This window comes from Brevundimonas sp. KH_025 (assembly GCF_057839885.1).
Genome location: NZ_CM174501.1, coordinates 734,750 through 748,136 on the forward strand (window position 1 = coordinate 734,750; position 13,387 = coordinate 748,136).

General features: G+C 67.9%; 8 protein-coding genes. 4 read left to right on the plus strand and 4 right to left on the minus strand.

Translation table 11 applies throughout. From position 1 onward, the window contains the following. Positions 1-100 precede the first annotated feature (100 nt). A complete protein-coding gene (locus AC3IS2_RS03725) occupies positions 101-433 on the minus strand; it encodes a chorismate mutase (protein WP_489199328.1) in 333 nt (110 codons plus the stop codon). Positions 434-437: 4 nt separating this feature from the next. After that, a complete protein-coding gene (locus tag AC3IS2_RS03730; protein ID WP_489199329.1) occupies positions 438-1,253 on the minus strand; it encodes a ferredoxin--NADP reductase in 816 nt (271 codons plus the stop codon). A gap of 138 nt (positions 1,254-1,391) precedes the next feature. Between AC3IS2_RS03730 and AC3IS2_RS03735 the strand changes: the two genes are divergently transcribed. Continuing rightward, positions 1,392-3,641 carry a S9 family peptidase gene (locus AC3IS2_RS03735; RefSeq protein WP_489199330.1) on the plus strand — a complete coding sequence of 750 codons (2,250 nt, stop codon included), beginning with the start codon at positions 1,392-1,394 and terminating at the stop codon, positions 3,639-3,641. Between the two features lie 50 nt (positions 3,642-3,691). Beyond that, entirely contained in the window at positions 3,692-4,177 is a 486-nt protein-coding gene (locus AC3IS2_RS03740; RefSeq protein WP_489199331.1) for a low affinity iron permease family protein, read from the plus strand. Here AC3IS2_RS03740 and AC3IS2_RS03745 read toward each other — a convergent pair. Together AC3IS2_RS03745 and AC3IS2_RS03750 are read right to left on the minus strand one after the other, a co-directional pair. Beyond that, a complete protein-coding gene (locus AC3IS2_RS03745; RefSeq protein WP_489199332.1) occupies positions 4,165-5,619 on the minus strand; it encodes an amidohydrolase in 1,455 nt (484 codons plus the stop codon). The genes AC3IS2_RS03740 and AC3IS2_RS03745 overlap by 13 nt on opposite strands. An 80-nt stretch (positions 5,620-5,699) precedes the next feature. Next, on the minus strand, positions 5,700-8,756 hold the full coding sequence (locus AC3IS2_RS03750) for a TonB-dependent receptor domain-containing protein (protein ID WP_489199333.1): 3,057 nt from the start codon (positions 8,754-8,756) through the stop codon (positions 5,700-5,702). Between the two features lie 396 nt (positions 8,757-9,152). On the opposite strand from AC3IS2_RS03750, the gene ggt reads away from it, so the two are divergent. Both ggt and AC3IS2_RS03760 read left to right on the plus strand, forming a co-directional pair. After that, positions 9,153-10,895, plus strand: a complete 1,743-nt coding sequence (ggt, locus tag AC3IS2_RS03755; protein WP_489199334.1) for a gamma-glutamyltransferase — start codon at positions 9,153-9,155, stop codon at positions 10,893-10,895. Between the two features lie 19 nt (positions 10,896-10,914). Further along, a complete protein-coding gene (locus tag AC3IS2_RS03760; RefSeq protein WP_489199335.1) occupies positions 10,915-13,371 on the plus strand; it encodes a zinc-dependent metalloprotease in 2,457 nt (818 codons plus the stop codon). Positions 13,372-13,387: the final 16 nt, after the last annotated feature.

Sequence of the window (13,387 nt, forward strand, 5' to 3'; positions counted from 1 at the left end):
ATAGCGGCGTGAAGGAGGGGGCGTCTCGACGGCTGACGTTTGTGTCGCCCCTCCACCGCTTTGCGGTCCCTCTCCCCACAAGGTGAGGAGGAAAGGAGGGTTAGCCCCGCGTCTGATCGTATTTCGCGAACTCGTGGGCGATGCAGCGGTCGATCAGCAGACGCCAGACCGGCTCGGCGATGTCGGGCGACAGGCCGGCGGGCTGGGCCGCGGCCAGGACCTTGGCCACCACGTCGTCGATGCGAGCCTGGTCGAAGACGGCGTCGCGGTTCGGCTTGATGCGGGCGGCGGCGTCCATATAGCGCTGGCGTTCAGCCAGCAGGGTCACGAGGGCGCGGTCCAGGGCGTCCACGCCTTGACGCACGTCGACCATGTCAGCGCAATCTTCCGGGGCCTTGCGCGCGTCGATGGCGACGGCGGCGGGAGAGGTCATCAGGTCAGCCGACAAAGGCGCGCTCCAGAACATAGTCGCCGGGTTCGGCGTTCGAGCCTTCTTTCAGGCCGTAGGATTCCAGCAGTTCGCCGGTCTCCTTGATCATGGCCATCGAGCCGCACAGCATGACGCGGTCGCTGTTGGGCGAGAAGCCGATGGGCAGTTGCAGGTCGGCGAAGACGTCGCCCGACTTGATGCGGTCGGTGATGCGGCCCGGCGTCTCGAACCGTTCGCGGGTCACGGTCGGATAATAGGTCAACTGGGCCTTGGCCTCGTCGCCGATCAGCGGGTCGTCGTGAATCTCGTGGGTGAAGAAGTCGCGGTAGGCCAGGTCGGCGACGTTACGCACCGTGTGGCAGACGATGACCTGCTTGAAGCGGGAATAGGTCTCGGGATCGCGCGCCACCGACAGCCAGGGCGCCAGGCCCGTGCCCGTGCCGATCAGCCACAGGCGTTCGCCGCCGGTCAGGGCGTCCAGCACCAGGGTCCCGGTCGGCTTCTTGCCCATCAGGACGCTGTCGCCCGGCTGAATTTTCTGCAGGCGCGAGGTCAGGGGGCCATCCTCGACCTTGATCGAGAAGAACTCCAGCTCCTCGGCCCAGAAGGGGCTGGCGATGGAATAGGCGCGCAGCACCGGCTTGCCGCCGTCCTCGCCGGGCAGGCCGATCATGACGAACTCGCCCGAGCGGAAGCGGAAATCTTCGGGCCGTTTCAGGGCGAAGCTGAACAGCTGGTCGTTCCAGTGGCGGACCCACAGGACTTCCAGATCATGGAACGGGCTGGCCTTGACGGGCGGCGCGGCGAGGGAGGCGTCAGTCATGGCGACTACCTAGGCCGTCGAGGGCGAATGCGAAAGGCTCGCGGGCGTCGCAGTCGGGCGGATTTGCGGATGACGGCGGAAGAATCCGCCTCTAGCTTCCCCGCCATGCGCACATTCCTTCTTGCTTCGACGATCCTGATGGCTGCGACCTCGGCCTTCGCCCAATCTGCTCAGCAGCCCGCCGCGCCGCCCGCCGCCGTGGCTCCGGCGTCCTCGATCCTGACGGTCGAGCGGGTCTTCGCCAATCCGTCCCTGTCGGGGCCGGTGGCCAAGGGCGTCAGCCTGTCGCCGGACGGCGAACTGGTCGCCTTCCTGCGTTCGCGCGAGGACGACGTGGACGTGCTGGACCTGTGGGCCGCGCCGGTGAAGGGCGGCGAGCCGTTCAAGCTGATCGACGCGCGCGCCCTGGTGCCCGACGCCGGCGAACTGTCCGAAGCCGAGAAGGCGCGGCGCGAGCGGATGCGGATTTCGCAGCGCGGCGTGGTCGAATACTCGTGGGACGAGCAGGGCCGCTATATCCTGGCGCCGCTGGAAGGCGACATCTTCCTGGCCAACCGCGCCGACGGCAGCGTGCGTCGCCTGACCGAGACGACGGCCGACGAGATCGACGCCAAGGTCTCGCCCAAGGGCGCCTTCGTCAGCTTCGTGCGCGATCAGAACCTGGTCGTGGTCAACCTGGAGACTGGCGCCGAGCAGGCCGTCACCACAGACGGAAAGGACCTCATCACCTGGGCCACGGCCGAGTTCATCGCCCAGGAAGAACTGGACCGCGACACCGGCTACTGGTGGAGCCCGGATGAGCGTTTCATCGCCCTGCAACGCACCGACGAGACGCAGGTGGACGTGATCCCGCGCCTCGACATCACCGGCGGCGGCGCCTCGGTGATTTCGCAGCGCTACCCGCGCGCGGGTCGCCCGAACGCCGTGGTCGTGCTCTATGTTCAGGACGTGCAGGCCGGCCGTCGGGTCAAGGTCGACCTGGGCGCGAACGCCGACATCTACCTGGCCCGCGTCAACTGGGCCAAGGACGGGCGGACCATGTATGTCCAGCGCCTGTCGCGCGACCAGAAGACCCTGGACCTGCTGAGCGTTGATCCGACCACGGGCGCCAGCCGCATTATCGCCACCCAGCGCTCGGACGCCTGGGTGCCGTTGAGCCACAGCTTCAAGGCGCTGAAGAACGGCGACTTCATCTGGTCGTCGGAAGAGAGCGGCTGGAACCACCTCTATCTCTACAACCGCGACGGCCGCCGCCTGCGCGCGATCACGCGCGGCGACTATCCGGTCAAGTCGCTGGCCGGCGTCAATCAGGACACGGGCGAGGTCTTCTTCTCGGCCTCCATGCGCGACGGCAAGGAATACCCGATCGAGCAGCAGCTGTTCCGCGCCAGCCTGAGGCGGACTGTGGCGCCGACCGAGATCACCCCGCGCGGCGGCTGGTGGAGCGCTTCGGTCAACGACACGGGCACGGCCTATGTCGGCAACTACACCGACGTGAACACGCCGTCGCAGTCGGCGCTGTACGCGATCGACGGCACGCGGGTGCGCTGGATCGAGGAGAACAAGCTCCAGCCTGGCCACCCCTTCTGGCCCTATGCCGAGCGCCAGCAGAAGCCGACCTTCGGCACGCTGCAAAGCCACGGCGAGACCCTGGTCTGGCAGATGACCACGCCGCCCGGCTTTGATCCGTCCAAGACCTATCCGGTGGTGATGCAGGTTTACGGCGGCCCCTCGGGCGGCGGCGTCAAGAACGGCTGGCAGGGCGCGACCAACCAGCTTCTGACCGAGGCTGGATACATCGTCTTCCGCCTGGACAACCGGGGCGAGGGCGACCGTTCGGCGGCCTTCAAGCAGGCCCTCTATCTGAAGATGGGCCAGCCCGAGATCGAGGATCAGGTCATCGCCGCCGACTATCTGCGGTCGCTGCCCTATGTCGACGACAGCCGCATCGCCATGATGGGTTGGTCCTATGGCGGCTTCATGAGCCTGATGGCCCTGACCGAGCCGAAGATGGGTCTGGCCGCGGCCCTGGCCGGCGCCCCGCCGACCGAATGGAGCCTCTACGACACGGCCTATACCGAGCGCTTTATGTCGACGCCGCAGGCGAACGTGGAGGGCTATGCCGCCTCGGACGTGCTGGGCCGCCTCGACAAGCTGACTGGGCGACTGCTGCTGCTGCACGGCATGGCCGACGACAACGTCATCTTCGAGAACACCACGCGGGTGCTGGACGGCCTGCAGGCCAAGAGCATCCCGTTCGAGACCATGCTCTATCCCGGCCAGCGCCACGGCGTGCGCGGCAACGAGCGTCAGCTGCACCTGTGGCGCACCTACCTTGACTTCCTCGACCGCACCATCGGCACGCGGGCGCCTGAACAGGCGAAGTGACCTGATCCTGTCCCGGCGGAACAAGCGGCAAACGCCGCCGTTCCGCCGGAATGGAAAAGCTGTTCAACCATTTCGCCAATGGGGCGGCCAAGATGGCCGGTCGGCCGTGGACCTTCATCGCCTGTCTGGCGCTGGTCCTGATCTGGGCGGTGACGGGGCCGCTGTTCGGGTTCAGCGAGAGCTGGCAACTGGTGGTCAACACCGGCACGACCATCGTCACCTTCCTGATGGTCTTCCTGATCCAGAACACCCAGAATCGCGACGCGGCGGCCATGCACGCCAAGATGGACGAGTTGATCTATGCCGTCCGCAAGGCCGACGCGCGCTTCATCGGCATCGAGCACCTGACCGACAAGGAGCTGGCCGTCATCTTGGAGGAGGTCGAGCAGCGGGCGCTGGCCATCCACGCGGGCAAGCCGGCACGGGCCGTGCACGCCAAACCGGCGGCCCGGATCGAGGAGATGGCGGAAACGCCGCCGACGGGGACAGACCCGAACGGCGGCGTCAGCCCCACGGGCCGGGGTCAGTCGCGGTAGTTCAGCGCCGGAGCGCGGTCGCCCAGCAGGGCCTCGTATTTGAAGTCCGGGCCGCGACGGCGGTCGAACTCGGCCTTGGCCGCCGTGATGGTCTCGGGGCTCTGGAACAGTTCTGCGGTGGTCAGGGCCAGGGTCTTGGCCGCCAGGTGCGCGCCCTTCAGGCCGATGGTCGAACCGGCGGCCACCACGTTCTGCCAGCTGTGGCCGGCCGAGCCGGGGACGAAGGTGGCGGTGGACAGGCCGACCGTCGGCGCGACCCAGCTGACGTCCGAGACGTCGGTCGAGCCGCCGAAGTCGCCGCCGATGACGGCCGGTTCGATCGTGCCGACGCTGGCCAAGTCAGGCTTTGACGGCAGGGTCTTCTGGATTTCGGTGGCCAGGGCGATTTCCTCGGGCGTCCAGGTGATGCCGCCGACATGGCGCAGGTTGCGGTCCATGACGTTCATCAGGGCCTCGTTCGGCAGCATGGAATAGACGCCGCCGATGGCCTCGAACTCGACGCGGGTGCCGGTGCCCAGCGCGGCGCCCTCGGCCGCCTTCTTCACCCGCTCCAGCACGTCACGGACGATCTGCGGGTCGTTGTGGCGGACGTAGTAGTAGCTCTCGGCGAAGGCCGGGACGACGTTGGGCGCCTTGCCGCCGTCGGTGATGGCGTAGTGGATGCGGGTGCGGTCGGGAATGTGTTCGCGCATCAGGTTGACCATGGCGTTCATGGCCTCGACCCCGTCCAGGGCCGAGCGGCCGCGATCGGGCGCCGCGGCGGCGTGGGACGAGACGCCGTAGAAGCGGAACTTGCCCGAGACGTTGGACATGGTGTCGCCCTGGCGGGCGCTGTTGACGTTGCCGGGGTGCCAGTGGGCGGCCACGTCGACGTCGTTGAACAGGCCGTCGCGGACCATATAGACCTTGCCCGAGCCGCCTTCTTCGGCGGGCGTGCCATAGACGCGCAGTTCGCCCTTGATGTTGTTGGCGACCATCCAGTCCTTGACCGCGATGGCGGCGTGGACCGAGGCCGCGCCGAACAGATTGTGGCCGCAGCCGTGACCGGCGTGGCCGCCGGCCGATTCCTGCATCGGGTTCATCGTCTGCGACAGGCCGGGCAGGGCGTCGTATTCGGCAAGGATTGCGATGACCGGCCCGTCGCCGTTCTTGAAGCTGGCCAGGAAGGCGGTCGGCTCGTTGGCGATGCCGGGCGTGACGTTGAAGCCGGCCGCGGTCAGCTGACCCTGCAGCAGGGTCGAGCTTTGCGTCTCCTGATAGCCCAGTTCTGCGAACTTCCAGATTTCGAGCGCGGCGTGGTCCAGGGCCGGCTGGTTCCGCTCGACCGTGTCAGCGATCTGGGCGCGGGCCTGGGGCGACAGTTCAGCCGCTTGAGCGGGAAGAACGGCGGCGGCGGTCAGGGCGGCGGCCAGGGCGAGGGCGCGCATCGAAACGGGTGTCATCGGGAACTCCACAACAGGCGTCGAATAGGAGAAGGGCGGAAGGCGATGGCTCGCCTTCCGCCCCCTTGGTGCAGGGATGGTTAGAACGACTTGCGGACGCTGGCGTACCAGTAGCGGCCGTAGGGCTGATAGACGGTGCCCAGGTAGCCGTCCGAAGCCAGCGGCGGGGCTTCGTCGGTCAGATTGCGCACGCCGAGGCGAACGGCGGTCCCGCCCAGCAGGCCGTCGTTGTCGAACTCATACTCGCCATAGAGGTTGGCGGTGATTTGCGAGTCGACGGTCCAGACTTCGCCGACCGAGTTGGTCAGGCCGTCCTGTTCGACGCTGCCGGTATAGGCGGTGTAGGCGCCGACCGTGACGTTCTGATAGCGCCAGGTGGCCGAGCCCGACCACTTCCACTCCGGCCGGCCGCCCTGACGGATCAGGTCGCCGGCGCTGCCGCTGAAGGCGATGGCCGCGTCGATGTCGCCCTTGGCCTTGGCGTCCATCAGGGCCTGAACGGCCGGCGACGGCTCCAGATGATACTTCAGCAGGTGCGAGACGTTCAGGTTGACGCTGAAGTCGCCGAGGTCGGTGCCGCGCAGGCTCCACATGACGCCCAGGTCGATGCCCTGGACTTCCTGGGGCTGCAGGTTGTCGTAGAGATCCTTGACGTAGAGGATCTCGCCGGCGGCCTGCATCCCCGTGCCGGCGAAGATGGCGATGTCCTCAGGCGTCGCCGCGGCGCGCACCACGTTCGGGTTGAAGCTGCCCTGCTTGCGCAGCAGATAGTCCAGCGTCAGGGCGTTCTGGCCGCGGAAGACGCCGACCATGCCTTCCTGCTTCACGTTCCACCAGTCGATGGTGATGGTGAAGTCGCCGAGGTTGGCAGGGGTGAAGTCCGGCTGGATCACCGTGCCGAACGACAGGGTTTCCGACTCTTCCGGCTTCAGGTTGGGGTTTCCGGCGCGCTGCTCGGCCACGTTGCGGCGGATGCGGGCGGTGTTGACCGAGCCGGCGTCGGGGAAGCCGGGAGTGATGGTGGGGCTGACGCAGCGGTTCAGGCCGGTGATCGCGCCACGACGCGTCAGGGCCTCGCAATAGGCCCAGTCGGTGCTGCTGTTCGAGCGGGTGACGATGCTGGCGTTGATCTGCTCCAGGTTCGGGGCGCGGAAACCCTGGGCCCAGGAACCGCGCAGGCGCAGACCCTCGGCCAGGTCCCAGGCCACGGCGACCTTGGGCTTGGCGATGTCGCCGAAGTCCGAATAGTGCTCGTAGCGACCGGCGACCTGGGCTTCCAGATTGTGGACGAAGGGGATGTTCATCTCGGGCGAGATGATCGGCACGGCCAACTCGGCGTAGGCCGAATAGACGGTGCGGTCGCCCTCGGTGTCCGGGTTCATCGAGGAGTTGATCAGGTCGCTGTAAACGGCGCCCGAGACGTCCTTGAAGGTGATGGTCCCGTCGATCCGTTCGTCGCGATCATCCAACTGGGTCTCGCGGCGAGCCTCGATCCCGGCGGCCATGCCCAGGTCGCCGGCGGGCAGGGCGAACAGATCGGGGCGCGACACCTTGAAGTCCCACAGCGCCAGGGTGGTCTCCGTATAGCGGCGCATCTTCTGGCGAATGGCGTCCAGGGCCGCCTTGCTGCTGGGCGTGCCGTCGCCGAAGCTGGGGTTGCTCAGGTCGCCGCCATTGAACGGGTTGTAGGCGTCGGGCGTAGACAGGGCGAGTTGCTTCTGCAGCGCCGTGGTCGAGACGTTGTCGCTGATGTCCTCGGCGCTGGCCTCGGAATAGACCAGGGCGCTTTCCCAGTCCCATCCGGCGAACTCGCCGCGCAGGCCGCCCAGGGCGCGATACTGCTTGTTGGTGACATTGACCTCGATCGGACCCAGGTCGTCGAAGCGATAGCCGCTGAGCAGCAGATCGACGCCGCCTGCGGGCGCCGTGATCCCCGGCAGTCGGTTCGGGTTGGCGCCGCCGCCCGGCAGGGTCGTGGCCCCGAAGGGGTTGTAGAAGTTGGTCTTCGGGATCGTCAGGATGATCGAGGACAGGGTGCTGAGCGGCGCCTGCCAAGCCGTGGTTTCCGCGTGGTAGTAGCCCAGCTCGCCAAAGGCCTCGATGCTGTCGTTGAGCTTGTACTTGCCGTTCAGGAAGAGGTTGAGGCGTTCGACCTCGGGCATGACGGTCAGGCCCTGGGCCGCCGAGTCCGAATAGAGGCGGGAATCGACCGTCGTGCCGGACTTGAGGCACAGGCCGGCCCCGAGCGCGGGGCCGCAGCCGGCGAAGGTCGAGGGCTGGGTGCTGAAGGCCGTCAGGTTGGACGACGCGCCGGGCAGACGCACCGTGCCGCCGGTGGGGCGGAACAGGCCCCAGGGCGTCAGCGACGAACGGCCGTTCAGCGAAGTATTGCCCTCGAAGCCCGTGCCGGCGAACAGCGGACGCTTGTCCAGCGAGGCCGTGTAGTCCTGATCCGTGGTCGAAAGCTCGGTGCGCTGATCATAGTTCAGGAAGAAGGACAGGTTGCCCCGGCCGTCGAAGACGTCCTTGCCGCCATAGGCGCTGAGGTTGGTCTCACGCATGCCGGTGCCCTCGGCGCCGCCGTACTGGGCCGAGACGGTCAGGCCGTTCAGGTCGTCGCGCAGGACCGTGTTGATCACCCCGGCCACGGCGTCGGCGCCGTAGATGGCGGCGGCCCCGTCGCGCAGGACCTCCAGCCGCTTCAGGCCGGTCACCGGAATGGCGTTGGTGTTGTAGGTCAGGACCGGGACCAGATGCTCGTTGGCCTGACTGGTCGGGTGGCCGACGACGCGGCGGCCGTTCAGCAGCACCAGGGTGTTGCCGATGCCGAGGCCGCGCAGGTTGACCGAGCCGGTGTCGCCGCGCGCCGAGTTCGAGCTGGCGGGCAGGTAGGAGGCGTTGAAGGTCACGTCGCCCATCTGCGGGATCGAGCGGATCAGGTCGTCGCCGGAAACGGCGGCCGAGGCCAGGATCTGTTCCTCGCCGACCACGGTCACGGGCAGGGCGGCGGTCACCTTGGCGCCGCGGATCTGCGAGCCGACGACGACGATTTCATCGACCTGGGTGGCCTCCGGCTGCGGCGCCTCCTGGGCCACCGCGGCGGTGGCGACGCCGAACAGCGCCGTGGTGGCCAACATGGCCGTCTTCAAGCTTCGACGAGCAAAGGCTGCATGCATGGTCTTGTCATCCCCGTTGGTGGTCATCGAGCCTTGTGCCCCCCGATGCCCGTCCGGCGGCGGCCGGCGTTTGATTAGGAGAGGTGATTTCGCGATGCGCCGACCGTCCTCTTGGATTTGGCCGCGTCCGGAGATTTCGCCTCGTTAAGGACTAGAAGGGGACACAATGGCTGCGTCAACCGTCGATGCAAAAATATTGCTGTTATTCAATATATTGAGCGAAATAATCACCCCGTACCGCCCTTGAGCTTCGTGTTTAAGCAATGCTATCGCTTCAACTTCGGTTTTTGTGGCGAGCGGCGGCCGAGTTTTGTTTTCGGGTTTCGGCCGAGCGGTTGCAATTGTGACGGGGTGGCTATGCGTTCTCACATGACGGTTCTGGTGGTCGCTGCGGCGGCCCTGTTGGCGGCTGCGCCCGCGATGGCCCAGCAGGCGCCGGTCCAAACCCGGCCCGCTGTCGGCAGCGGCGGGGACATCGTCAACTACGGCCAGATCCACAGCCCGACGATCGGTCGCGGCGGCATGGTGGTGAGCCAGAGCGCGCTGGCGACCCAGGTCGGCGTCGACATCCTGAAACAGGGCGGCAACGCGGTGGACGCCGCCGTGGCCGTGGCCTTCGCCGAGGCCGTGACCCTGCCGCGCGCCGGCAATATCGGCGGCGGCGGCTACATGATCGTGCACATGGCCGCGACGGCGGATCGCCCGGCCGCCGACATCGCCATCAACTATTACGGCACGGCCCCGCGCGCGACGACGCCCGACCTGCTGCTGGACGACAACGGCAAGTTCGACCGCGCCGCGCCCTCCGGTTTCCGCAACGTCTCGGTGCCGGGCACCGTCGCGGGCATGTGGGAGGCGCACAAGCGCTTCGGCGCCCTGACCTGGGCCCAGGTCGTGGCCCCTTCGGTCAAGCTGGCCGAGGACGGCGTGATCCTGTCGGACGGCGAGGCCGACGCCACCGCCGGCCGCGCCCGCGTCCTGGCCACCGACCCCGGCGCGCGCGAAGCCTATCTGAAGGCCGACGGCACGCCCTATCGCGCGGGCGAACTGTTCAAGCAGCCGCAACTGGCCTGGAGCCTGCGTCAGGTGCAGCAGGGCGGGGCCGACGCCTTCTATCGCGGCGAACTGGCCAAGAAGATCATCGCCGGCGTGCGCGCCGGCGGCGGCATCATGGACGAGCAGGATCTGGCCGATTACCGCGCCGACGTCTCGGCGCCGATCTGGTCCACCTATCGCGATCACCGCATCGCCTACATGCCGCCGACCGCCTCGGGCGTCAGCGTCGCCGAGGGGCTGAACCTGCTGGAGCACTTCCCCATGCGCGACCTGCGCTGGGGCAGCGTCGACAGCCTGCACCTGATTTCGGAAGCGATGAAGATCGTCTCCTCGGACCGTCGCCTGATCGGCGGCGCGCCGCAGTGGCGTACGCCCGCGACCGGCCTGGCCAGCAAGGAATTCGCCGCCGAGCGGGTCAGGCTGATCGCGATGGATCGCTCGCTGGACGCAGCCAGCATCCCCGAGGGCAATCCCTATCCGTACGAGAGCCAGGACACGACCCACTATTCGGTGGCCGACGCCCACGGCAATGCGGTGTCGAACACCTACACCCTGTCCAACTCTTACGGGGCCCACGTTGCGGCGCCGGGGACGGGCGTCCTGCTGAACAACTCGCTCGACAACTTCTCCTGGGGCAAGGAGGGCGGCGAGCCGAACGCGCCGGCGCCGGGCAAGCGACTGGGCTCGACCATCACGCCGATGATCGTGTTTGACGACGACAAGCCCTGGCTGGTCACGGGCACGCCCGGCGGCGGCTATATCATCGCCACCATGGTGCAACTGGTCGTCAACGTCATCGACCACCAGCTGAACATCGCCGAGGCGGCCATGCGTCCGCGCCTGAATCAGGCCGGGGGCGACAGTCCGCTGGAACTGGAAGGCGGCTTCTCGCCCGACGTCGAACGCCTGTTGGCGGCGCGCGGCCACACGGTCCGGCCGTCCATGACAATGGGCAGCACCCAGTCCATCATGATCGAGGGCGACCGATTCCTGGGCGCGGCCGACACGCGTCGGCCCGACGCCTTGGCTCTGGGCGTTCGATAGATCTCTGAGAGGGGGCGTTATGCGTAAGATTCTGCTGGCGGGGGCCGCTGGCCTGATCATGGCTGCGGCGGGGACGGCGAGCGCGCAGGTGGCGCCGGCAAGACCGGCGGCGACTTCGTCCTTCCAGGACGGGTTGTTCGGGGTTCGTCTGGACCGTGAAAAGGGCAAGGTTCTGGTGCGCTTGCCCGCGCCGGGCGCCGATGGTGTGCTGGGGCGCTACCTCTATCAGCCGGGTATTTCGGCGGGTCTGGGCATGGACGGCGTCGGGCTGGATCGCTCGGGTCTGGGCCAGACCCAGATCCTCGCCTTCCAGAAGGTCGGCAATCGCGTCCTGGCCCGGTTCGAGAACACCCGGTTCAGCGCCGTGGGCGCCGGGGCGGATCAGCAGAATGCGGTGACGGCCTCCTTCTCGCCCTCCATCGTCTGGGCGGGCGACGCAGCCGAGACCCAGGCCGACGGCTCGGTGACGGTGGACCTGACGGGCTTCTTGGAACGCGACGCCCTGAACGCCGCCGGGCGGCTGAAGCGCGGGCGGCAGGGGACGTTCAAACTGGCCCCGACCCTGGGCTACGCCGACCTGGATCAGACCCTGGTCTTCCCCGACAACGTCGAGTTCCAGACGGTCCAGACCTATACCAGCGACGAGCCGGGCATGGAGCTGTCGCGCCTCGCGCCCGAGGCCCGCTCGGTAACGCTGGCGGTCCGCCACTCGTTCATCCGCCTGCCGGACGACGGCTTCGTCACGGCGCCGCACGATCCGCGCACGGGCACCTCGGGCCAGGTTCTGGTGACGGATTTCGCTGCGGATCTGGATCAGCCGGTGGTCAGCCGTCTGGCGCGCCGCTTCCGGCTGGAGAAGACCGATCCGGGCGCCGCGCGTTCGCCGGTCAAGAAACCCATCGTCTTCTATGTCGACCGCGCCGCCCCGCCCGCTATCCAGCAGGCCCTGATCGAGGGCGGCGGCTGGTGGGCGCAAGCCTTTGACAAGGCCGGCTATGTGGACGCCTTCCGGGTCGAGTTGCTGCCCGAGGGGGCGCATCCGATGGACGCCCGCTACAGCATCGTGTCCTGGGTCCACCGCGAGTCGCGCGGCTGGTCCACCGGCACCAGCGTGGACGATCCGCGCACCGGCGAGATCGTGCGCGGCGTGGTGCAACTGGGGTCGCTGCGCGACCGTCAGGACAAGATGATCTTCGAGGGTCTGGTCGGCGTCGCCAGGAGCGGCACGGGTGGTCAGGACGATCCCGACCGTCTGGCCTATCAGCGCCTGCGCCACCTGTCGGCGCACGAGATCGGTCACGCCCTGGGCATTTCCCACAATTTCGCGGCCAGCACCTTCGCCGACCGGGCCTCGGTCATGGATTATCCGGCCCCCTGGGTGAAGGCGAACGGCGGCGAACTGGACTTCAGCCACGCCTATACCAGCGGCGTCGGCGCCTGGGACGACTTCGTCATCGACTGGCTGTATGGCGCGGCCAAGCCCGGTCAGGACGAGGCGGCGCGGCGCGCGGCCCTGGTCGCGGACGCGCAAACGCGGGGCTATCGCTTCGTCTCGGATTCCGACACCCGGCCGCTGGGCAGCGCCCAGCCCTATGCCGCCATGTGGGACAATGGGACCAATCCGGTCGCCGAGTTCGCCAACGTCATGGCGGTGCGCAAGATCGCCCTGGATCGCTTCGGTCTGGACAACATCCCTGACGGCGCCGCGGCGGCGGACCTGCAGCGGGTCATCGTGCCCATCTACCTCTATCACCGCTATCAGACCACGGCTGTGGCGCGGCTGATCGCGGGCGTGGACTATGCCTATGCGATCAAGGGCGACGGGACCGAGACGGCCAGGGTCGTCCCCGCCGAGCGCCAGCGTGCGGCGCTGGAGGCCCTGATGCAGGGGCTGTCGCCGGAGGTCCTCGACCTGCGCGATCCGTTGATCGACCTGCTGTCCTCGGTCCAGTCGGGCGAGGGCGACCGCCAGACCGAGATCGAACTGTTCAAGGGCAAGACCGACGCGGTGTTCGACCCGTCCACGGCGGCGGCGACGGCGTCGGAGGTGGTGTTCGAATCCGTCCTGGCCCCCGCGCGCCTGAACCGTCTGATCGAGCAGCAGCGTCGCGACGCCGGCCAGCTGGGACTGCCGGAGACGCTGGACCGGATCGCCCTCGCGGTCGGCGCCGGTCAGGCGCTGAGCCCGCGTCAGATGGAGCTGCGCCGCGCCGTCCGCGCGCGCTATGTCACCAACCTGGCGGTCCTGATCCAGGGCAAGGAGCTGTCGTCCACGGCGCAAGGCGCGGTGCGCGATCATGCGCGGCGTTTCGGCGAGCAGCTGAAACGCTGCCGCGGCGATCGGCTGGAGACGGCGCAGTGCGTCTATCTGGGCGGCCTGTTGACCGGCCCCGTCGAGGACCTGAAGGCCCTGACCGAAGGGGAGCGGGCGGTTCAGCCCATTCCCCCCGGCGCCCCGATCGGCAGCGACGACTAGCTGTAGGCTTCAGCCG